Source organism: Candidatus Nitrosocosmicus franklandus, from assembly GCF_900696045.1.
Taxonomy (GTDB): domain Archaea; phylum Thermoproteota; class Nitrososphaeria; order Nitrososphaerales; family Nitrososphaeraceae; genus Nitrosocosmicus; species Nitrosocosmicus franklandus_A.
The window spans coordinates 1,723,984-1,747,710 of record NZ_LR216287.1 but is presented as its reverse complement, the minus strand read 5'-3'; the positions used below and the strand labels follow the sequence as shown (position 1 = coordinate 1,747,710).

General features: G+C 34.5%; 17 protein-coding genes. 10 read left to right on the top strand and 7 right to left on the bottom strand.

Annotated elements, in window-relative coordinates; all coding sequences use genetic code 11:
- Window positions 1-1,156 precede the first annotated feature (1,156 nt).
- Window positions 1,157-3,028, bottom strand: coding sequence for a PQQ-dependent sugar dehydrogenase (locus NFRAN_RS08270; protein WP_134484544.1), 1,872 nt, complete (start codon window positions 3,026-3,028; stop codon window positions 1,157-1,159).
- 468 nt (window positions 3,029-3,496) lie between these two features.
- The gene (locus NFRAN_RS08265) at window positions 3,497-4,489 is read right to left on the bottom strand and encodes a Kelch repeat-containing protein (protein WP_134484543.1); all 993 of its coding nucleotides are present in this window, start codon (window positions 4,487-4,489) and stop codon (window positions 3,497-3,499) included.
- Between the two features lie 525 nt (window positions 4,490-5,014).
- On the opposite strand from NFRAN_RS08265, the gene mpgS reads away from it, so the two are divergent.
- The 3 genes from mpgS (at window position 5,015) to NFRAN_RS08250 (ending at window position 8,054) form a co-directional block, all read left to right on the top strand.
- Complete coding sequence (gene mpgS / locus NFRAN_RS08260) at window positions 5,015-6,238, top strand: mannosyl-3-phosphoglycerate synthase (protein WP_134484542.1); 1,224 nt, start codon at window positions 5,015-5,017, stop codon at window positions 6,236-6,238.
- Window positions 6,239-6,386: 148 nt separating this feature from the next.
- A complete protein-coding gene (locus tag NFRAN_RS08255) occupies window positions 6,387-6,914 on the top strand; it encodes a beta/gamma crystallin-related protein (protein WP_145988057.1) in 528 nt (175 codons plus the stop codon).
- Window positions 6,915-7,028: 114 nt separating this feature from the next.
- Entirely contained in the window at window positions 7,029-8,054 is a 1,026-nt protein-coding gene (locus tag NFRAN_RS08250) for a Kelch repeat-containing protein (protein WP_134484540.1), read from the top strand.
- Window positions 8,055-8,637: 583 nt separating this feature from the next.
- Here the strand turns inward: NFRAN_RS08250 and NFRAN_RS08245 are convergent.
- Both NFRAN_RS08245 and NFRAN_RS08240 read right to left on the bottom strand, forming a co-directional pair.
- A complete protein-coding gene (locus NFRAN_RS08245) occupies window positions 8,638-9,507 on the bottom strand; it encodes a Kelch repeat-containing protein (protein WP_172602221.1) in 870 nt (289 codons plus the stop codon).
- Window positions 9,508-9,801: 294 nt separating this feature from the next.
- On the bottom strand, window positions 9,802-10,254 hold the full coding sequence (locus NFRAN_RS08240; RefSeq protein WP_134484538.1) for a hypothetical protein: 453 nt from the start codon (window positions 10,252-10,254) through the stop codon (window positions 9,802-9,804).
- 324 nt (window positions 10,255-10,578) lie between these two features.
- Between NFRAN_RS08240 and NFRAN_RS08235 the strand changes: the two genes are divergently transcribed.
- Window positions 10,579-12,090, top strand: a complete 1,512-nt coding sequence (locus tag NFRAN_RS08235; protein WP_172602220.1) for an ArnT family glycosyltransferase — start codon at window positions 10,579-10,581, stop codon at window positions 12,088-12,090.
- Window positions 12,091-12,201: 111 nt separating this feature from the next.
- Here the strand turns inward: NFRAN_RS08235 and NFRAN_RS08230 are convergent, their stop codons facing one another.
- Complete coding sequence (locus NFRAN_RS08230; protein WP_134484536.1) at window positions 12,202-12,969, bottom strand: hypothetical protein; 768 nt, start codon at window positions 12,967-12,969, stop codon at window positions 12,202-12,204.
- A 234-nt stretch (window positions 12,970-13,203) separates the two neighbouring features.
- Here NFRAN_RS08230 and NFRAN_RS08225 point away from each other — a divergent pair, with 234 nt between their 5' ends.
- From NFRAN_RS08225 to NFRAN_RS08210, 5 genes are all read left to right on the top strand, one after another.
- Window positions 13,204-16,200 (top strand): PQQ-dependent sugar dehydrogenase, encoded by a 2,997-nt coding sequence (locus tag NFRAN_RS08225; protein WP_134484535.1) that lies wholly within the window; start codon window positions 13,204-13,206, stop codon window positions 16,198-16,200.
- A gap of 358 nt (window positions 16,201-16,558) precedes the next feature.
- Window positions 16,559-17,809 carry a glycosyltransferase gene (locus NFRAN_RS08220; protein ID WP_232038065.1) on the top strand — a complete coding sequence of 417 codons (1,251 nt, stop codon included), beginning with the start codon at window positions 16,559-16,561 and terminating at the stop codon, window positions 17,807-17,809.
- Window positions 17,810-18,578: 769 nt separating this feature from the next.
- A complete protein-coding gene (locus NFRAN_RS08215) occupies window positions 18,579-19,502 on the top strand; it encodes a proteasome assembly chaperone family protein (protein ID WP_134484534.1) in 924 nt (307 codons plus the stop codon).
- A gap of 257 nt (window positions 19,503-19,759) precedes the next feature.
- Window positions 19,760-19,933 carry a hypothetical protein gene (locus NFRAN_RS13820; protein ID WP_172602219.1) on the top strand — a complete coding sequence of 58 codons (174 nt, stop codon included), beginning with the start codon at window positions 19,760-19,762 and terminating at the stop codon, window positions 19,931-19,933.
- Between the two features lie 283 nt (window positions 19,934-20,216).
- On the top strand, window positions 20,217-20,870 hold the full coding sequence (locus NFRAN_RS08210) for a phosphatase PAP2 family protein (RefSeq protein ID WP_134484533.1): 654 nt from the start codon (window positions 20,217-20,219) through the stop codon (window positions 20,868-20,870).
- A 716-nt stretch (window positions 20,871-21,586) separates the two neighbouring features.
- Here NFRAN_RS08210 and NFRAN_RS08205 read toward each other — a convergent pair.
- Together NFRAN_RS08205 and NFRAN_RS08200 are read right to left on the bottom strand one after the other, a co-directional pair.
- Window positions 21,587-21,796, bottom strand: a complete 210-nt coding sequence (locus NFRAN_RS08205) for a hypothetical protein (RefSeq protein ID WP_134484532.1) — start codon at window positions 21,794-21,796, stop codon at window positions 21,587-21,589.
- 18 nt (window positions 21,797-21,814) lie between these two features.
- Complete coding sequence (locus NFRAN_RS08200; protein WP_134482534.1) at window positions 21,815-22,420, bottom strand: DDE-type integrase/transposase/recombinase; 606 nt, start codon at window positions 22,418-22,420, stop codon at window positions 21,815-21,817.
- Between the two features lie 301 nt (window positions 22,421-22,721).
- On the opposite strand from NFRAN_RS08200, the gene NFRAN_RS08195 reads away from it, so the two are divergent.
- A complete protein-coding gene (locus tag NFRAN_RS08195) occupies window positions 22,722-23,162 on the top strand; it encodes a hypothetical protein (RefSeq protein WP_134484531.1) in 441 nt (146 codons plus the stop codon).
- The last annotated feature ends 565 nt before the right edge of the window (window positions 23,163-23,727 follow it).

Sequence of the window (23,727 nt, the reverse complement as noted above, 5' to 3'; positions counted from 1 at the left end):
ATAAGAATTATCAAGAGTACCACCATTAGGTCCTCTAGGATAGTATGAAAGTGCCATTATCATACTATGAAGATTTGATATAAAAATCATTAAGGGATAAAAAGTATACCTTTATTTCACATCATGTGGCTTAATCCACCATAACATCAATCGTCACTAACGCCAAGATAACCATGACAATTCCTAACCGACAATGATCACAAAAGACGATGATGGGAATACAACTTGACTAGAAACACAAGGTTTTCAGGCGATCCTAAATATTCGTCTTCTTATTTTACACTATAACGCAATTTCATAAATTGAAGGTATTAATTAGGATGTCCATCACCGAATTTGTAATTTTTAATTCAACATAATCAGGACTAATTATCCAGCCTTATTTATCAGCATATTTAATTAGAATCAATCAAGACAGTCACATTTGTTCTAAACAACCAGTATATATCACTTTACCAACAAAAGTGAATATAATGTAAAATAAATAAATCCCTCGGACCGGGCAATCATTGCTAGGATATATTCGATCCCAGGTTTAATGCGATAGCAGAAATGTCAAAAAGAAAACAGAGGGTAGTCAATGAACTTATTTGAAGTTAGCAATTTCAATCGATACTACTAAACCTACCATAAACGTACTGCAACTATATAAGTAAACAGTACTTCGACAGACATCACTAATTATAGCCCTGTTTCTTGTCAAATGTCATTATAGCATCTCAAATAGATCTATTAATGATCACATTAATCCAGAAGGATCAGATAATCAATTAAAGAATCAATCAGTGTTGAGAACACAAATACAAAAAAATGAATGACGATATTATTGCGAGATTAAACTAGACATCCACAAATCATTTTCATTTTACTAACCTCTTAATATCATATAACTAATCAATATCATTGAACATTTTTTTCATGAAATTTTATGACAAGTACCAAATTTTGGTTACTTACATTATGTTCCAAAATGGAATATCATAAAACTCCAATAAAGCGGCACTTAAAAGTAAAAGGTATATCCAGTTAATAGAGGATATATTCGGTATTCCTAAAATTAGAAGTGGCTCTCAATTTCAAAGATAAGGAAGATGGTCAGTCTATCCATATACTATTGTCGTGTACTGACACTTGCTTATCGTTCAGGCTATATTACTTATGCTTCGTCTTCATCATCGCTTGAGGAGTCTTCATCATCGCTTGAGGAGTCTTCATCATCGCTTGAGGAGTCTTCATCATCGCTTGAGGAGTCTTCATCATCGCTTGAGGAGTCTTCATCATCAGATGTAGATGAACCCGATCCAACTTCGTCAACGACGACATCACCTACCATGGTAGGATGATATATACAGTAATATGGGTATTCTCCAGGAGTGATAAAGGTAAGGGAATAAGAATGATTAGGTATTATAGCATCCGAATCAAATAAGCTACCCTCATCAGCATCACCATCTCGTCCAGAAGTTACGGTATGAGATATGGTATCTCCATTATACCAAGTTATTGTTTGACCTACTTCGATCTCTATTGGATTTGGTGAATAAGAGTCGTCACCATCTATTCCCAATATTACCGCAGGAACAGACTGGTTACGTACTGCTTCTTGTTCAACAGCTACTACAGCCGGAGATCGAGGTATAACACTATCAGATATTGGCAATATTCTAAAGAGGGATCCGGTATAGCTCAATACATACAGATAACCGTCTGGCCCAACTTGAAGATCGGTTATACCACCAAAACCTTGACCAAATATTAGAGGTTGATTTTCTTTCGGATCTTCGATCTTGTTATCTTGAAGTGCTTCTATATCACCCACATATGTATCGTTTATGAAAATTGCATCCCTGGCTTCATTGAGTGTAAATCTATATAATAACCCGTTATTAATATCGCCTACAAACATGTTATTCGCATATTCATCGCCTAATCTGTGAGAATTCAGGAATTTCAAAGCAGTCAAACCCGCGGGCCATTCCCATACAAATTTTGGATCCGCATATTGGCTTTCTCCAAAAGATACCAGAGCAGATTCATCAAAAACCTCATTTTCAAGAAGATCATCCTCTATATAGCCTTGAACTTGAACCCATCCACTGTTAAATCCTGGAAACACTAGATTAATTTCATCACCAGTATCTGGCCCATTTTCAGTATCCCAAAGGTTTCCAGTCAATGGATCAAAGTCCATTCCAAAGCTATTTCGAATACCCATTGCATAATATACATTCAGCGGTAAGCCTTCGCCGAAAATAGGTTCATTAGGATCAACAATCTCACCATCCTGGGTAACTCTCAATACCCCTCCCAAACCATTAGGTGGTGGACCAAAAAGAATATTCTGAGCCTGAGTTCTATGTCCGCCAACTTCTCCGACCATAAAGTAAACATTATTGTCAGGACCGATTAGGACCTTACCTCCATTGTGTTCTGCTCTACCATTTGGAGGAGTTGCAGTTAAATCTAATAATAATACAGGATTAATCAACCTGCCATCGACAAACTCGTATCTATATAGTCGATTACCTAATGGGTCCACAAATCGTTCAACATCGCTACCATCGACACCATCACCAGATTCTGTGTATGAAAGAAAAACGTATGTTTTTCCATCGGGATGTTTTGATATAGCAATTCCTAACAACCCTCTTTCTATGGCATTTGCTACAGGTACGTCAAGCACTGGTTGTGGAGCCAAATATCCATTGGTAATTCTTTTTACCTGGCCTGTATTTTTTTCAGTCACAAGAATATCGTTAGGGCCCAGAAATGCCATGCTAGTTGGAAATGCTAAGCCATCAACTAGTTTTTCAACAGTAAGACTATCATCGTTTACTGTCGGGCCATAGGGGGACAATGGTGCTTTTGCATATGCACCAAAGGAAATTTGAACATAAGAGGAGGAAATAGAAGAAAGGAGAATCAAAGATATAGCGAAAAAGGCTATTAACGGCTTAAGTCTAACAAACATGGAGTAGTCTAACAATAGTATGAAATATTTTAATTTAATTAAGGTTTCTAACGACAAATGCGAAATGAACCTCGATTTAAATGAATAGTCAACTATTTTTCCTTTTATTTAGATAATTTCCTTTTATTTAGATAACCTTATTTTTTCATAGCCACTACCAAGTATAAACTGGCCAGAACCATAAAAAAGGTAAGCAAATAAAAAGACTATAGGAAAGATGACGATAAATTTAGATTACAACAAGACTCACTGGGATGCTGATTAAAAAGGGAAAGCTTTTACCTCATATAGATGGGACATAAAACAACAAGTATCATATTCAACATGTATTAAAGCCAAGGTTTTTTTTACAAGATTAGCCACAATATCTAAGAAAACCACACAAGTTAACATAATATCTTGTAGATTAATACCATTAAACCAATGTAGTATCCAGAAATTGCAATGAACCTGTTTTGATGAAAAACAGGTGATTGATAGGACAAAAAATTCATGCAAAGAAAAAAGAAATAAAGAAATGATAAACTACTTGTCACTCAAAAAATATATCTCATTCTGACCGGTCACCGTCAAACCAGGATGTGGACCTCCACCAATTGCAAAAATCTTATCATCAATAGAAGTAACACCCAGTCCATGTCTAGCAGTAGGCATTGGTTGCTCTATAGACCACAGGTCAGAATAAGGATCATAACGTTCATTATCATTGAATGTGTCTTGATTTTGTTCTCCACCCAAGACATAGATAAAACCATCTATGGACGTAGCTGCAATACCGCTTCTTTTTGATGGCATAGGACTTAAATCCGAAATCCATTTGTCTAATTTGGGATCATATTTTTCCACGATATCGACGTTTACCAAAGAATTGGTAATTCGTCCTCCGATGACATAAATTTCGCCGTCGACAACAGCAGAAGCTGCATGGTGTCTAGCTGTTGGCATTGGAGAAAGAATAGTCCAATTCTTCGTTGTTGGATCATAAACTTCAACGTTCGAAAGAGAATTATCGTTACTATCTCCGCCGATAACGTACAGCTTACCATCTACAAAATTGGATACAGGTGAGCCTCTACTAGTTGGCATGGAAGGACCAGTAGTCCAATTATTAGTAATTGGATCATAGACAAATAGCTTATTACTTGGGACCCAATCTCCGTAATACCCACCTATTACGAAAATCTTTCCACCGTTTGCAGTTGCCGAAGCATGATGTAATGGAATAGGCAAAGGTTTGATACCATCATCCCAACTGTTACTAGTAAAATTATATCTCTCAACCAGGTTCGTATTTATACCATCTCTTGTAAAGCCGCCAATTACATACAAAGTATCGTTCAAAGATACTGCAGTAACTTCGGTTCTAGGATTAGGCATAGAAGATCCAATTATCCACGTTCCATTGGTACTGGAATTCTGAGCCAATACAATACCCGGATTTTGTATGATCAACAATAAAAATATCCAGAAAAAGACAAATCCACAAGAAAGTGCATAAACAAAGTATTTGTTATTCATAAATACAATCAATTATGAACTAATAATATAAAAGACACGACAATCCTCACAAATGATAACAAGTATATAACGAGTCCAAATTCGTCAGATACTATCAAGATGAGAAATCAGTCATAGAATTATGCTATTTCTCAAACCAAATACAGTATCAATAAAACATCTAGATGGATCTATAATTTGATTCCACGGAACAAGAATTCCTTTTTACCAATAATTAGTACATTATAGATAGAATATTGTTTTGAATCAAGAAAAAATTTATATATTTTGATATTAGGTACTATATACAAAACCAACTTTATGTCGCAATAAATTAGTGTTACCAGTGAGGGCTCAAATGAATTATTAGTCTCAGTTTGTTAATGTTACCACAAGTTATCCTGACGGTCAAAAAATGACGTATAAAAGAACAACATTGATTTTTGACTGGTTGTCGCATTAGTAAAAGTTAAATATCTGAAGTAACCAAAATTAGAAATATTGTATACCGTTATTAAATTATCATGTATATAGGATGTAAGACAGATGAGATTAGACTTTCCACCCAAATATACTGAAACTATAGGCTCAATAAAAATCCACTCACTTCAAAAAATTTATGAAATAGATTCAGGAAACGTAGTGAATTCTAATAATCAGCGTAATAATAATACGTCTACAATAGCATTTGACAATAGAAAGCTCTCAAAAAAATGTACTAAGATGGCAGTAGTTATTCCGGTAAAGAACGAAAAATTAAGTTTATTGGAAGGGGTTTTGAGCGGCATTCCTAATGAATGTCTAATTATTATCGTGTCTAATAGTCAAAGAACACCCGTTGACCGATATGCGATGGAAGTAGAAATGGTAAAGCAATTTTCTCAGTTTTCTAATAAAAGAATTTCCATTATACATCAACGAGATCCTAATCTTAGTCGAATATTTCACAAACTAAATTATACTTCAATTCTAGATCAACACAGCCAAGTTAGGCGTGGCAAAGCAGAAGGAATGGTAATTGGGATCTTATTAGCAAAGATGCAAGAAAAAGAGTATGTTGGATTTATTGATAGTGATAATTATTTTCCTGGTGCAGTCAATGAGTATGTAAAAATATTTGCATCAGGGTTTGCAATGTCGCAATCACGCATGAGTAACATACGAATATGTTGGCGATCGAAACCAAAAGTAGCGAATAACAAAGTTTATTTTCCTAGATGGGGACGTGTATCTGAACATAGCAACAAATATCTTAATGATTTAATTTCTTATATTACAGGTTATGAGACAGATATAATTACTACAGGAAACGCCGGAGAACATGCACTATCCATGAGCCTTGCTGAGAACATGCAATTTGCAAGCGGATATTCAGTGGAACCTTATGAACTAATTAACATATTAGAAAATTTTGGAGGAATAATTAAAGAATCTTCAAGACTTCATAAAGATAGTGTAGAAATATTTCAAATAGAAACTAGAAATCCTCATTTTCACGAAGATAAGGGGAATGATCACATCATAGGCATGCTTCAAGAATCTCTCAGTGCAATAAATAATAGTAAAATTTGTAACACAGATATAACCAGAGATATCAAAAATCACTTACTTGTTTTGGAACAAAAAACTAATCAAACAAGCTCAAGAACCGGTGCAATTTCCAATAATCACCTAATGGATCCCATTAAAACAATTTCCATGGATAAATTTAACGAATTAGTAATAGACAGTCCTAAATTATTACACCAGTTCAATGCGAGTGAAATATAAAGAAAAGCATATTATTTTTTGATAGAGTAAAACACGGTATCATATGTAAACCCTTTATTCAATTTTCAGAATTTACTTAGGTAGTATCATCTCAAAACATAGAATCTGATACAAGTTTTTATTGCCTCCCCCTAAAATTTTCTTTGATATGCAAAATAGATGTGGTCTTGTTATTTTGATTTTCATGATTGGAACCTTATTAACCGGCTTAACTATACCTCATATAGAAAAGGCACAAGCGAGTATTGCTAGTCAATCTGAGATAAACCCAGAGGATAATAGTTTGTATGAGTTCGTTGCAAATAATACAGCAGTTGCAAATAATACAGCAGTTGCAAATACAACCAGTCATTTTGCAGCTCAAGTCTTTATTCACAAGAATTTTACTGGAAATAGCACCGTTATAGATCAAAACACTCCGTTCATAGGTGGTCAGTTTCACGATTCCATAAGTAGTCTAATAATATCAATAGACGAAAACAATACGAGCGGACATATGGTAGAGGTGTGTGAGCATGAAAGCTATGCAGGCAATTGTATGATACTAGGACCAGGAAAACACAATGTTCAAACTCTCGGGTGGCTCAATGATCAGATCTCATCGATAAGAGCATTGTCACCTGAAACACTTGAACTAAAGAATATCACTCCGGAAGTAATAGTAAATGGATCCTAGTGAGAGATATTATTTACTTCATATTCATTTGTACGTACTGTGTACACGGTATATATCATTCTCGATAATCTGACAAAAAGATATAAGACATTTCTAAAGTAGATTGCCTCAATTATGAGGTTAGGGATCAGACTAATTTTTCCACTAATAGTTACTATTGGGTTTGTGTCATTATTATTATCACCACCAGGGAATACAGAGGGAGTTGAAAACTCAACCTGGACAATAGGAAAAGAAATGCCTACAAATAGAACTGAAATAACTGCAGCAGTGGTTGATGATAAAATATACGTGATAGGTGGAGCAGACTATAGAGCCGATGGAGCAGTGAATATTGTAGAAATCTACGATCCAAATACAGACAAATGGACTAGTGGTGCTCCATTGCCTTATAGTTTGGATCACGCACCTTCGGTCGTTTACAATGACAAAATCTACGTAATAGGAGGATTTTTGCAAGACAAGATCACAACAGACAAGGTGTTAATCTATGATCCTGCAACTAACGAATGGACTGAAGGAACACCGTTACCAGATCCGCGATGCTGCCATGTTGCAGAAGTTATCAACGGAACTATTTATGCAATCTCAGGTTTAGATTTTGATCACAATCCTGTAGCAACCAATTTTGCATATCATATAGAAAACGATACTTGGGTGGAAAAGAGTCCAATGCCAGAGAAAAATGGTCCCAAACATCATGCCTCCTCTGCAGTTGTAGATGACAAGATCTACGTTTTGGGTGGGAGATTATTTGGTAACGGGGTTCCCAATGAAATAAACGACGCTCTGACAAATCTTGATGATAACATGATGTATGATCCAAAAACAGACAAATGGACTTCAATGGATCCTATGCCCATAAGAAGGAGCGGATTTGCAGCAGAATCTTTAAATGGGGAAATATATGTATTTGGAGGTCAGATGGCAGATGGTGCCAATATTAACGTTGAAAGATACGATCCGATTACCAATAAATGGTCGGTAGAACCAGATATGAAAGTTGATAGATCCGGTTTAGCAGTAGCTGCATATAACGATAAAATATATGTATTTGGAGGTCAACACAAAGGCCTTCAAGCTTTAAGTATAAATGAAATACTAATTCCTGGTAACGATAAAAATACGGCAGGAACCTGATATAACAGAGTATTTCAACCCAAATCTATTTTAAAGATCTCAGGGAATCCATATTCTTCTACACGTTTTGTTGGTAATCTTTTTCTAGGTAAATTCGGGAATGGAGTTAAAGACTTTTCATATCCAAATGCTCATTAACTCTGGACCGTCCATCCTTTAAGTTCATAATAATTAGTGAACCAGACTAAATTAATAACTGATAAAATTATTTTTAACAACATAAAGAAAATTCAAGCATGTAATCCAGATTTATACACAAGTTTGATCAGTTGTTTGAATTAGAATTAAAAATTAGTTAGATAGACATATAGCATAGATTCTCTTTTTTGAATACAAGGAAATTATTTACAATCAAGTGCCCATATACAGTTTCTGTATTACTAATAATAGAAGCATTTCTTGTGTGTATCTCTAGAATTTATCTGGGACTTTATCATATATTCGATGTAATTGGAGGAGAGTTGTCGGGTTCGTTTATTGTCCTGTCTGTATCATTTTATAGAGTCTATTTATGCTATTTATTTTATGGCATATAAAAAATAAAAAAAGATGCGAGATAGTAGTAGACAGAATGACAACTTTATTAAGAAACAGTATCGTTAGACATATGATATATCTCATTTATCCCAGAAGTAAAGAATCCGCGCTCAGGTCCACCACCAATAGCATAAATCTTATTATCAAAAGAGACCACACCCAATCCATGTCTAGCGTTCATCATAGGCAGCTCCTTTGACCAAGTATCAGTTTTTGGATCATAACGTTCATTGTCATTGAATGTGCCTTGATTTTGTTCGCCTCCAAGTACATAAATATATCCATTCAATGAGGTAGCAGCATTTCCGCTTCGTTTTGAGGGCATCGGTTCAAGATCAATAGTCCAGCTATCAGAAACTGGGTTATATTTCTCTATAAGATCTACATTGTTTAATTCTTCACCTATTCTACCACCTATCACATAAATTTCGCCATCAACAACCGCAGAGGCTGCATGGTGTCTAGCTGTTGGCATTGGTGATTTGACCGTCCACTGATTTGTTGTCGGGTCATATGCCTCGTTGGCAGTCAAAGCTCTTTCATACCCTTCGCCACCATCGCCACCTATTACGTATAAGGTTCCATTGACAAATTCTGCACTAGGATACCCCCTTGGTGTGGGCATAGGATTTGCTTGAGTCCATTGATTCGTTGTAGGGTCATATATGAAAAGTCTATCACTAGCAGTCCAATCATCAGTATAACCACCTGCAACATATAACTTGCCATCAAATGAAGCTGCAGAAACATGATGAAGAGGAAGGGGTAGTTGAGATATATCTTCGGCCCATGTATCAGTTGTTGCATTATACATTTCAACCATTCCAACTCCTTCGCCCTCTTCATCATATCCCCCTATTACATAAATTCCGTCACCAATTCTTGCAGCTGTTGCTTCAGTCGTCACAACAGGCATGTCAGCTCCCCTAGTCCAGTAAGTGTCTGAATTTATTTGTGAAAACGAAAATTGAAATGGATTTAGAATGCAAACTATTGATATCGTAAAAAAACATAAAAGAACAGTCAAATATACATTTGAAATATAGTTCATAGGTACAAATTTTTTGTTATTTAATATAAAGGAACTGCTGATCCTCCGATTTGAAATCAATTACTACATAACAGCAAACATTTCTACAGGCAGGTAGAAATTATCGTTACTATAAAAAACAGTTACTTTAAAGTTCAGATATTTCTCTACAAAAAAAAATTAAGGTTGTTGTTGGAATAAAACTTCAGCTTGGTCCAAGTTGGTATTTACGTTATTGATAAGACTCTGAACCTCGGTTAATGGAGCTCTATCTTGAATTGCACCAATCAATGTCTCTCTTATCAAGATTTCAGTTGCTTCCATTAATTCTGGATCAAGTGCGGCCAATGGACCTTCCAAATATTCATAATGATCTAAATAGGCTGTCTGCACTGATGCTTCTGCTCCTACAAAGTCTTGACCTGCATATTGATTATTTGCCTGAGTCAGTAGTGTCCTAATTTCGTTAATGATTGCAATTGGTTCTCTACTTGTTGATTCAGCTGATGCTGCTTCACTTTCTTGTGCATATATTGAGGTAGGTGAAGCCATGAATAATAATGTGACAGCTGTAATCATCATCATAGATAGAATACCTATCTTATTTTTCGAAATCGCATTCTTATTTTTCATCTAGGGTAGGAGAAGATCTAAAACAATATAATAGATGTGGTAATTCTCGATTTATAGAATACATCCTTGGTGATACTTTGTGATTTCAGTCTAAATTGCATATTAATTAAGATCTATTATCATAGGTTTAGGTTTATATCAAACTATTCATGATGGTTAAAAAAAGAGGAGCAAATTAGAAACCGAATGTCCTTGTTAGGCAAGATAACATTAGTCTACGAAAATAAGTTTTTTATAATCATTTTAATACTCTTGATAACATCATTTGTTCATTTATGGAATCCACTAGGCTTTCCAAGTATTCATGTTGATGAGGGGACCTACTTGTTTAGGTCCCTCCATTTTTTAACTATGGGAAATACCGCTTGGTCTACTTCTTTTTATGACCATCCGTACTTTGGCCCCATTTTCTTGGCTAGTATGCTGTATGTAATAAATTATCCTGCTATAATAGATCCGGAGATACAGAATCAATCATCAGTTTATTCTTCGTATGCAATACCGCGAATCATGATTGGGATTTTTGCAGTTTTAGATACCCTTCTTATTTATGCTATAACTAAGCTTCGCTACGGTCGCAATGCTGCAATTATTTCAGCCTTACTATTTTCAGTTATGCCTTTTACCTGGGCATTACGGAGGATTTATTTAGAATCTCTCCTGTATCCCCTTCTGTTAAGTTCAGTTTTAATAGTTGTGTATGTGAATTCTATGAATCACCAAAAGCCAAAAATTTCACAAGGCTTAATCTTCATAGCCGGAGTATTACTAGGATTAGCGATATTTACAAAAGCTCCATTAGTAACCATGATGCCTTTTCTGACTTTTTACACCTATAAAAATAATAAAAAAATATCCGATGTAGTTTTATTCCTAACACCGGTCATAATTATCCCATTAGTTTGGCCACTTGACGCTATATCCAAAGGCGAATATCAACAATGGATAACAGGATTAACTTCACAAATAGAAAGGCACTATGGTTCTATTGTTGACTCCATCTATGATATTTTTTTGATAGATCCTATAATTCTAACTCTTGGTATTTTTGGAATTGCTTTGGCGATTATCAAAAGAGATTCATTTCTAATATTAGGAATAGTGCCATTTATTGCCTTTTTTACCTTCTTTGTTTCCTACGTCAATTGGTTTTATTTTATCCCAATATTTGGATTTCTTTGCATAACGGCAGGAGTATTGATTGAAAGGATAATCAAACTGGTTACGAAATATAAAGCCATAACCATTATGATACCTTCGTTGATAATAGTTTTTGGGTTTTTTTCCACATTTGCTTTGATCTCAACTAACGTAGCTTCATTTCAATATGAAGCCATGTCTTACATTAATACAATATTGATCAAAGATAATGCCACGTTGAAAAACAAGTCTTATTCAGATATGACTATATCGGATAATTCACTACAATATAATGGTCTTCAGAAAAAATCAGGTTATGATAAAGGAATGAGAGAAGATAACAAGTCTACCATAATTATTGCTAGTCCTATCTATTCATGGATCTATAAATTCATTTATCTTTATGAAAATACATTCTACAGCTATAGTGAAAATAACAATATCGAGAATGGAAGTGACGTGATTTTGGTATTAGACAGGTATTTTAGAGATTATCTAACAAATAACTTGGAGTCAAGAAACAAATCTTGGAATCAAAATCTAGCAACTGCCGATGAACTATACAAAGCATTTGATGGATTAAATACCTCAAAGTACTTTACTGGAAATGGCAATGATTATGACAGGTTTCAATATCCTTATACAAGCATGAGATTTAATTTAGGAGGGGGCCCTATAGAGATAAGATCAAACTAGATGGAAGTTTAAAATGTAACGTTTTAAATCCAAAATAATGTAATGATTACCCTATAATCGATCTAAACATGCTAATTAACAGTACACGAACAAAATACCCTTCCTTCTATATTATTGGCATTTTTCATATCCTAGTTTATAGACATCGTGGCAAACCAGAGTATTTGTAACATTATACAGTTGTGGATTTGTTTTTATAACTATTGCTGAATCAGATTCCAAGATTTTCAGAGATGATTCAGGATTAAGGCGAAGATTGATCTCAGATTTATCTCTTTGCTGATTTCCATCAAATAGACCATAATATATTCCAGTAATTCCATCCAAAAAGGATGCCTGAAGCTGCATAAAACTAACATCCTTATTAGGAAGATCAAGAATAAAAGTTTCGTTGATAGGAACATCTGAGTATATCCGAGCCTGTTCCAACAGTTCATCAAAGTTATCGAAATCTTGTAGTTGACCAACAATCAGATTATCGAAATTTAAACCAGAATTTTCCAACGTCCCCGTATAATTTGGAGTGAGGGTAACTAGTTGGTACCAATTTGTGGTCTGAAAAGGGAATAATTCATCGTCAAGGTCACGAGTATATACTACTTTTCCATCGGAAATAATTGCAGACAAGTATAGAGTTCCAGTATCCTTTGGTTCGACATGAACTGATATATTAGACGAAATAGGCTCTAAGGTGTCTAGATTAGATAGTGTTGACTTATTATCGGCAAAGTCCAAGTTGGCACTGATATTGCCACTACTGCCACCTAATACATCCTGGGAAAAGACACAATCTAAATTAACAAAGATGATAACAATCATAAGAAAATTTAACAATACTAATAAGTAGCATTTCTTTTTATCAGGTATAAAATCCGACATGTTTTGGTACCCAGATAGATGTTATATTTATATCTACACATCATTTTCTGTTTAAAGAACAATAGTTTCGAGATCAAAAATTAGTTTGAAAAGTATACTAATCGAATTATTATAATATATAAATCATAGTAACAATCTCAAAAATGATAATTTCAATTATATATTTATTTGGAAGTTGAATCACGATTAAAGGTGCCATCTTTTTCACATTAACGAACGGAAGATGATTGATAATTGGTTAAATTAACGGATCGTCAAAAAAGCAGGATCAAATACATTGTGATCCTCCTAATACCTATTGCATTATCTTCATTTACTCATCTGTGGAATCCAACAGGATTTCCCACTATATATATCGACGAGGATCATTATATGAGACGAGCTCTTCAGGTTATGGAAGGGTTTGGTCCACAAGAATCAAGCGCAATTTACGATCATCCCTATGATCATCCTTATTTTGGACAAATATTTCTAGCTGCAATATTAAAGATATCAGACTACAAATACGAATCCCATCAATCTACCGAAACTCCCGAATCAATTGAACAATTGTATACCACTCCCAGAATATTGATGGGAATTCTTGCGGTAATTGATACTCTCTTGGTATATAAGATTGGAGAAATTTGGCTAGGACGAAGGGTAGGATTCGTTGCAGCAATTCTATTTGGGGTAATGCCACTCACCTGGATGCTAAAAATGATTTTGTTAGACACAATATTACTCCCATTCCTTCTGTCATCCATACTCTTGGCACTTTATTCAGGAAAAGTATACAAAAAAAGAACAGATAACAACTCGGTAGCCTTGATGTGGCTAATAATTTCAGGGGTTACACTAGGACTATCCATATTTACAAAGATACCCACAATTACATTTATTCCATTAATTGGATATTTAATTTATAAAAATAATAAGAGTCTGAAAAAATTAGGTATTTGGCTAGTTCCGGTATTTCTAATCCCACTAATTTGGCCTGCCTATGTAACGCATATTGGAGAATTAGAGAATGGAATAAAAGGAATTTTATATCAAGTGGAGAGAGGAGAGAGGAACTTTAACGACACAATTACCTTCTTGTTTTTATCCGACCCTGTCTTGACCATTTTAGGATTAGGTGGAGGAATAGCACTCGTTTTGGTAAAAAGGGATATTATCTTTATTCTCTGGACCATACCTTATTTTCTATTTATATATTTTATCGGTGGAATTGTAAAGTACTTTCATTTTATAGAATTGTTACCCATAATGGCAATAGCAGCAGGGTTTATAATAGTAACAGTCAGTAGTAAGATATCTTTGAAAAATAAAAAAATTGGCGGTAATACAATATCTCAAACTACAATACCGATAACTATAGTAGTAGGGATAATAGGATTATTTGGATTAATTAGCACTTGGATGTTAATCAGTGTCAACACCAATGAAGTTTTTTTTGAATTATCTGCATTTATCTCGAATTATATCACCACTAACCCAGATCTCGAGGAAAATATTACATTAATGGGTCAACATTGGATTCGAAGTTTCTCATGGATTCCCATGTATGTTCATGATAAGGAAAATTATGTAAAGGACGTATTTCCAGAACGATATTTAAAAGGACCTCTAAAAACTGACAATGTTTTGATGATCGTAGACAGTCAATTAAAACATGATATATTCGATTATTCTGTTCAAGGTAAACATTTGGATGAAATTAGAAAAATCTACCATGATTCTGACAAGACTGGCCTATTCGTCGATATACCTACCAGAACCTATGATACAAACCAATATCCGTTTACCAATATGAAGGAAAGCAGACAACTAGGGCTAATTGAAGTTAGATCTAATTACACAAACAGTCAATTGGCTTTTGCGCAATCCCCTTCAAATGAATCATCGGAGAAAACAAACTCGAGTTTGACTACACCTGAGATTCCTATGCCCACAGTTACCGATCCGAATCTGAGAGTAGAGTTGGTAGCAAGTGGGCTGAGCTATCCTACGACCATGGCCTTTGTAGGAAAGAATGATATTTTAGTTTTGGAGAAAATGAACGGTACAATTAAGAGAATAGTTAATGGAAGTCTTTTGGACGAACCCGTTTTGGACCTCAATGTTGCAAACAAAATAGAAAGAGGATTGCTTGGAATTGACGTTGCCAAGCAAATATTAGACAATTCGACTGGCGAAAGAACCTATGTTTATATTTTCTACACCCAAGCTCTAAAAGATGGAAACGATGTATGTTCAGGAGCTACTGTATGTGATGAAAAAACGAATCCTCTGGGTAATAGAGTTTACAGGTATGAATGGACAGGTAATGAGTTAATCAATCCAAATCTCATATTAGATATCCCTGTTGGTCCGGGAGCGGACCATAACGGTGGGGTTATAAAGGTAGGTCCGGATGACAACATTTACGTACTTGTTGGAGACGGCGATAGCTGTTGGGAAGATGAATTCTGTACCGGCACTTTTGAAGATAGCGTTGTAAACGCTGAATCATCGAATGTTCCCACGGGTCATCCGCCTGATGGTAGAGGTGGTATATTGCGCGTTACCCCGTTTGGAGATCCAATTCTAACTGGAGAAAATAAAACTACAGGCCTATTAGCAGATCACAGTCCATTAAACAAATATTTTGCATACGGAATAAGAAATGGATTTGGGCTTGCTTTTGATCCACTCACCAACAAGCTATGGGATTCAGAGAATGGTCCTGGGTATGGTGATGAGATAAACATCGTAGAACCAGGATTTAATAGCGGATGGTTAAGAGTAATGGGATGGTGGCCTGTAGAGAATGCGCAACCACTACCACCAGAGAGAGGATACTTTGGAAAAGAAATGGTAACAATTCCAAACAATTTGGAAACCTTTGCTGACAAGGGACATTATAGTAGTCCAGAATTTGCCTGGAACATGTCTGTAGGAGTAACGGCTTTAGAGTTTCTTAAGAACGACACTTTGGGAAGTCAGTATCAATACGATCTCTTTGCTGCAGACTACAATAACAACTATCTGTATAATTTTGACCTTACCGAGGACAGAACTAGGTTGGACCTTGATGGGCCGTTATTAGATAAGGTAGCTAACAATAACAAAGAATTAGATGATCTAGTCTTTGGACAAGGATTCGGAGTAGCTACGGACATTAGAGAAGGACCTGACGGATATCTCTACGTTCTTTCGCACTTGTACGGAAATCTCTATAGAATAGTTCCAAACCAAGATGGAAATTAGGTCAAGATAGTTGGAAGAAAAGATGTACGGAAAACTATCAGGTGAAAAAGAATTAGAAAACTCTTCAAATACATTTTTTGAGTAAAGGATTCTTTGTTGATCGATCATCATTATTATTATCAGAAATGATTTAATCAATCCAGTGATGATAATCAAGACAATAACGGATATGTTCAAACTCCACTAATGATATTACCACTAAACACATTATATGTAGAAAAATAAAATTAAAGTCAAAACTTTAAACATCGACGAGATCTTGAATTTATAAACATATTCTTAAATTAGAAAACAATCGCATATATTATATATTATTTTAATAAATTAGTTACCGTAAGATGAGGGAATTTCAGTGACTATGCTAAATGTTAATGAAACAATGCAGCAAACCACAGATGATCAAAAATTCATCTCCATTGTTATCCCTACATTCAATGAATCTATGAATATTAAGGATTTGTTAAATCAAATCCAAGTGCATATTCCCACAGAAACTAATGTAGAAATCATCATAGTTGACGACAGTTCCCCCGATGGGACTGGACATATTGTTGAAAAATACATAGAGGAAAAAAAGAATCTTCATAGTTATGACATCAACACAGAATCACGATCTCTAAACAGCTTGAAAAAGAACATATCGATAAGGGTAATACATAGAAAGAAAAAAGCAGGATTAATAGCTGCGGTGGTGAACGGAATTCGTTCATCAAAAGGAAAGAATGTTTTAATTATGGATGCTGATTTTTCGCACCCCCCCGAAGTAGTAAATAGGATGATAAGTGAGATAAAAAATCAGCCCAATTGTATTATAATAGGTTCTAGATATGTCCGAGGAGGGGCAGTAAAAGGAATGTCCTTTAGGAGGCTATTGCTTAGCACAGGTGCAAATTTCATAGCAAGACATAGTCTATCCTTAAAGAATGTTTATGATCCAATGTCTGGTTTTTTTGCTTTTCCGAAACACGCTTTAGAAGGTGTAGAATTTAATACAAATGGTTTTAAAATACTACTTGAAATACTGATAAAAAAGAAGGGAGAAGTTTGTGTAAAAGAGATTCCTTACACTTTTAAAGATAGAAAACACGGCCAAAGCAAACTTGATCTTGCAACAATTCTTGATTATTTGAAAGCTATATGGAAGCTATATAGATACGGAAGAAAGTCAAAGAGGCAAAAATCTCAACCCGAGAAGAGACAGTCTGTCAGGTTTATTTCCAAGGCAGCCAGATTTTACACAGTAGGAGCTAGCGGATTTATTTTAAACTATATGGTGTCAATGCTTTTGTCAAACGGAGTCCTTGGAAACTTTGGATATTTGCAGGCGACATCCGCAGGTATTGCATTTTCCGTTACTACAAATTTCTTGTTAAACAAATTCTGGACATTTGAGGACAGAAATATTGAAGCAACTAGATTTTTAAAGCAATATGGAATGTTTATAGGATGTAGCTCGCTTGGGATACTAATACAATTCTTGTCTATATACCTCCTAAGCGAATCTGGAATGTCTTATGATATTTCCCTATTGCTAGGAGTTAGCATAGCTTCTGTTAGTAATTTTCTGTTTAACAAGAAATTAACCTTTAAAGAAAAGATGTGGGATTAGTCTCATTTACCTTGACTACTTATCCCCTCCCCAGGTTTTTGTTTAATCAAGATAATGAATAGATATTGGGCTCTAATTATATCTGTCAAATTATTATTTTATTGTTTGATAAACTACATCTTTTTATAAATTCTAAATTAAATTTATAGGCTTGTGATTAATCAAAAAACACTTGTCTTACTCTAGCCATTTCAAAACTGAAAGGTATGGGTGTTGTTACTTATATTTAATCTTTCATATGCAACTACCGTTACATGAAAGCTTAATATAAGTAATAAATCGGTTTGATTCCAATTTTATAATTTTTGCCCGTGTCAAAACTTGCGTCCAGCGGGTCGTTTTTTAACTTACGCAATAATGTCATGTTATGAGAAACAGGGTTTATAAGACTATATCAAAATGCGTGCTACTGTAGTACACTAATCAAGAGATATGTGTGATGGTTAGCCAAGAAATATAAAATTTCAATTAATTTTGGTAATAAATATCAATTTAGCATGTAGTATGAGAAATACTAGATCGGGGCAAGTATACAATTAACTTACCATAATACAATCTTACACAATATCTGTTAAACAAATTATCAATCTAAGAATAGTTGTACATATACTATATGAAAACAAATTGGTAGTGAGAGAAAAGAATTGATGACAAATATTGATATGGTATAACCCTTTTTACTGCCTACGTAGCATCGAGTAAGTTAATTAATTGTGGTTATTATTAACAATATTATTAATAAGAGGATATGAGAGGTATAGTTGGATAGATGAGTCGCTTGCGTACTAAATTTTCCCGTAATACCACTACATCTAGCAGCCCAACTTCTACAAAAATCATCACGATTGCTGATTTAAATAATTTAAAAAAAGACAAGACAATACTAATTGCTGGTTTTCCAGGTCCCGGTCTTGTTGGTTCTATTAGCACTAGTTATATAATCGACAAACTGGAAATGTATCAAATAGCATTTGTTGAGTCTCATTATATTTCTCCGGGTGTAATATTTATTGATGGAAAGCTCAGACATCCATTTAGACTCTATGCAAATAAACAAGGAAATGTATGTGTGTTAGTTTGTGAAGCACCGATAATGTTGGATGGCACACATTTTGTTCTAGATGCGGTAATGGACTGGGCAATTAAAAACTCGATAGAAGAAGTAATGGTCTTAGATGGTATTCCTGTTCAAGGTATTCCTGATTCGGATAGAAAGCCAGTGATTCTGGCTAGCGAAAATATGGAGAAAAACAACAGAAAGGAAATTATTGTATCAGATCAGCAGAAAGAAAATGATGAAATGCAATCATCTGATAAGGAGACTAATTCTCAAAGTAATTTTAATAGAAGTGCGATAGAAGATTCAAGCAAAAAGTACACAACCTTCATTGGAGGAATTGCAGGCGGTTTGTTATCAGCATGTTTATCAAACCAAATTCCATGTGCTGCAATACTTATTCCATCTTCAAGTGGCATACCTGATCCAGAAGGCGCCTCTCTATTAATAGAAACCTTTAACAATTTCATCAGCGATGACGATCTGAAAATCGAAACCACACAGTTAAAAGAACAGGGCCAAAAACTAAAAAGACAATTAGAACAAATTATTAAGGCCGAACAAGAACAACGCACAGCTGGAAGCGGCGGACAAGAAGAAGGCAATATTTCAAATCATCGATTCATGTACGGATAGGATAAATAGCACAGAATGGATTTTGTTGTTGTAATTGACTATTACATTATTTTTCCGTAATCCAATAGATAAGGCATTGGATCTCATATCCAAAACTTTTCAAAAAAAACTACCTAATGTTTAAACTTCTAAGAGCAGTTCTATGACAAAATTTGTTAGAAATACACACTGTAACCCCATATACCAAACGATAAGCATGATCACTTGGCACTTAAGCATGAGTGATTTTTGAGCGTGATTGAGAATAAGAGAAAGATATGGATGATAATTTTGTTTTGAAAACTTTCTTAATTAATGCGACCATGACCCATTTCTTGTCCAGTGTTCTGGAGAGTCGTATGTATCAACAAGCGTGGTTTAATAATTTGATACCAAGGCACCAAGTCAATAAAGATGATGAGATTGTTGATGATAATGCTAATAATGATTAATACACACAGCAACAATTCACCATAAAAGTTCACATACCATTATATGCAGTATACAATGAGGTGCAAGCAAATATCTTGAGAATACAAGTTCAACATTTCCATTTGCTTGCTTTCTTACTTTTCATTGATTTTTCGCACATTGACGCCCGCTTTGCCAAGTTCTATGATTTGGTTATCTTAATTGAAAAAGTTTCTAAGAAAGATAAAGAAAATGAATATAGAGATGAAACGAAATGATTAATTTGAACTATCTACTATTTTGCAATCGCGATTTAGAAACAAGATGAATATAAGAAAAATAACAACTACTGTCATTTTCTTTTCTTTTGTTATCTGGACAATTATGGTATATAGCGCTGAGAATTCCAGTACAATGGATTTGATTGAAAGGATAGATAACGTTTTTGGATCATACCTTCCTAGCAAGGAACTCCAAGCATCTCCTGTGAAGCCGTTTATGGAATTTCTCTCAGATTATGGACGAGAGTATTTTTGGACATTTACCATTGCGATTTTATTTTTGTGTGGTAAAAGAGAAGGAAAGTTGTCCGCATTACTTATTTTCGTTTCTATAATTATCATCATTCCTGTAAATACGGTTTTGAAAGATGTAATTGATAAAGATAGACCTGTTTTAGCGGTCAATGAATCGAGTGAGGCATATCCTTCAGGACATGCGAGTATTGTTACGGCTGGTGTTCTGGGTTCTGCCTTGTATTTCAATAATACCTGGAAAAAAAAGACAGTTTCTGTATTATTAATAATAGAAGCATTTTTTGTGTGTATCTCTAGAATTTTTCTGGGATCTCATTATGTATCCGATGTAGTTGGAGGAGCGTTATTAGGTTCGTTTGTTGTCCTGACTGTATCATTTTATACAGAGTCTATTTATGCCATTTATTGTAGAATATATAACAGATTCAAAAGATTAATTTAATAAAATTAGATACCAAAATTTTATTTTTAAGCATAGGATTTCAAGTGAATATCCAGAAAAATAATCGATTTACTCGATCAAAGAAACGCGTATTAAAAAGTTATCATCTTGTTTTTAGTATCGGCAGCTGCCTTCGGGGGGGGGAATTGTTGATTCTTTCTAGAGTATTATTATGCATAAGGCTTTCAAAGAGATTTTACGTACAAGACATCAAGACACGTAGAAAAGATGTCGTTAAACAATACAAATCCCTATGGTAAATCTACCATCAATGATGTCGTTTCGAGATAATTCAACCCGTTATGACATATTGATACAAACACATCCACAAACAAACAACTCGAAAATACAATAGCACATAACTTTGTAGAAGGCAACTGCGTGTCCGCTTGTCAATCTCCAAACCGGACAATCAACACAGATTACACATTGACTTTAGTAGAGACATCAGGTAATAATACTATTTTGTATGATGCAATTTATGTCCAATAAACAATATCGATTCGATTATTATTTTTTAGATGTGAAATAACAACTTTTTATGTGCACGTTGCATTAGAGAGGTTTTAGAAATATGTATGAACATTTGCACGAAAGAATGTAAAAATAAATAAGAAGGTTATAAATTTATTGTTGAGCTAATGCATTATTTCCGCCATTTTCTTGGTTTTGGAAGTTAAAGTTATTGCCAGAGCCTTCAGAGTCATCGCCTGATACTACTTGACTATTTTGTTCTGAAGATTGGAATTGAGCAATTGTCTGAGATGCACTGTTTCCATTATCATCATCGCCATCATGATCGTCCCCCCCCCCGCAACTGCCATTTGGATATTATAGTTCATTCCTAAAGGCGACAAAGTCATTGCAACGGCTAAAGTCACAATCGCAGTTAAAATCGATACTTGTTTTTTGTCAATACTTTTCATTTCGGTAAACGGCTCTGTTCAGTTAACAGGTTTTAATTCCTTGTTGTGATAGTCGACAAACAGGTTCAACCAGTTTTTTACGTGTTTTAGTTTGCAGTTCTTTAGCCTGCAGGGAAAGTAATCATCGAAACTTTCAGTTCTGTCCTTGATATACTGCATTGTTCTTTCAATCAAGTTTTTTTCATAGGAGGAATGGAGATGGTGTTCTAATTTAAGGAATTGACAAGCCATGGGATACCAAGTACCACCATCTGTTGAAACTGGATGCTTTCCATAGTCTCTGACTATGTTTGACAGAAACCGTTCCGCAACAAACATGTTTCTCTCCTTAGAAATGGATAGTGAGAGAATTTCCTTACTTTTCGCATCTATTGCAACCCATAACCACGTGTATTCTGAACCAACCTTAAGCAATGTTTCATCTACAATGAATTCACATATCCTTCTTTGTTTTGTCTTGATAATCTTAGGTTGGTACTTTTGAATCCAGTTCCAGATAGTGACATGATTTCGTTTGATACAGTATGATAATCTTTCAGATGTTTTCCTAAGAGAAAGACCTGAAAAGTACAAATGTAAGCCATAATACACATATTTTGAAGGTGTTCTGTTTCTAGTATTCATAAAAGAGATAGGACATCTTCAAGCTATAGACTTGACGCTAAATGAACAGAGCCCAAAAATCGTTATGGTACATTCATATGTAAAAATATTTTATATTATTAAATACTTCAAGGGAATTTTGGTTGATGAATTAAAAGGATAACATAACCTGTATATATCAAGATAAGTTTGTCTGTGATCGTTACATATATGATATTATAGGGATGTTAATAAAATAGAAAATAACATTATCAATTACTATAATTCTCATTTTCAAGAATTAACAATTGCAATATATTTAATATTCATCCATTACGGATAAATGATTAGAAAGTTTAGTGGCCTCATTGCCTTGCCTTTGTTATTAATTGCCTCATTATCATTACTAGATCTAGGTAAAGTAATGGGCCAAGGTTTAATTGAAAGTGAGGCAGCATCAAGCGAGGAAACAAGTGTGGATCCAATTACTCTAATAAATCAAATCAGGACGTTTTTGATTCAAGCAAGTGATCAATATGCAGCTCAAAATTTTGACGGAGCTGTACAAACAGTGAGGACTGCGTACCTAGATCATTATGAGTATTTGGAGGGTCCGTTAGCAGCTTTGAATCCCCAGTTGATGGAATCTACTGAACTATTGATTAGGGAGGATTTGACTACAGCCATGGAAGATAGAGAGCCTGTGGAATTGATCCAAGCCATGGTGACTGTAATAAATTACAACTTGGGTAAAGCAGAAGCATTGTTCCAGCAACAACAATAACCACAATAATTTTTTTGTTTGACATTTTCACAAATCAACAACTCTAATTTTGTTTCATATACACTAACTCTTCATAATTTACGTGGTCATTTCAGCAATTGATTATGATAAGATTCTCACGACATAAAATCAGCTTCGCTTTTTAATACCGACTGACACAATAGCAAAGACATATGGGTTCTGCCTGCAAAGGGATTTGTGTGAAATATAAAGCCACCATATTAGGACTTGTATATAACACTAGGTATGCAGAGGGTCAAAAACGATGTCAAACTTGTGAAATATATTTGATTTGGAATAGTGATTCGAGGTGTCCATGTTGTGGGAGTAAATTACGAACCAAACCCAGACATAAAAAACTAAAAACAAAATATAAAGAAATACGATCAAATAAAAAAGAGAAAATTGTAATAGGATATCTTTTATGACACTACTTCATTTAATATGATATTCATCGAACAGAATACAATTCGTTATATAAGCTGTATTTTTTTGGAAATGATGGCTTGGATCCTACTAGAAATTTTATAGCTCGGATTGTAATATCATAAAAACGATTCCAAAA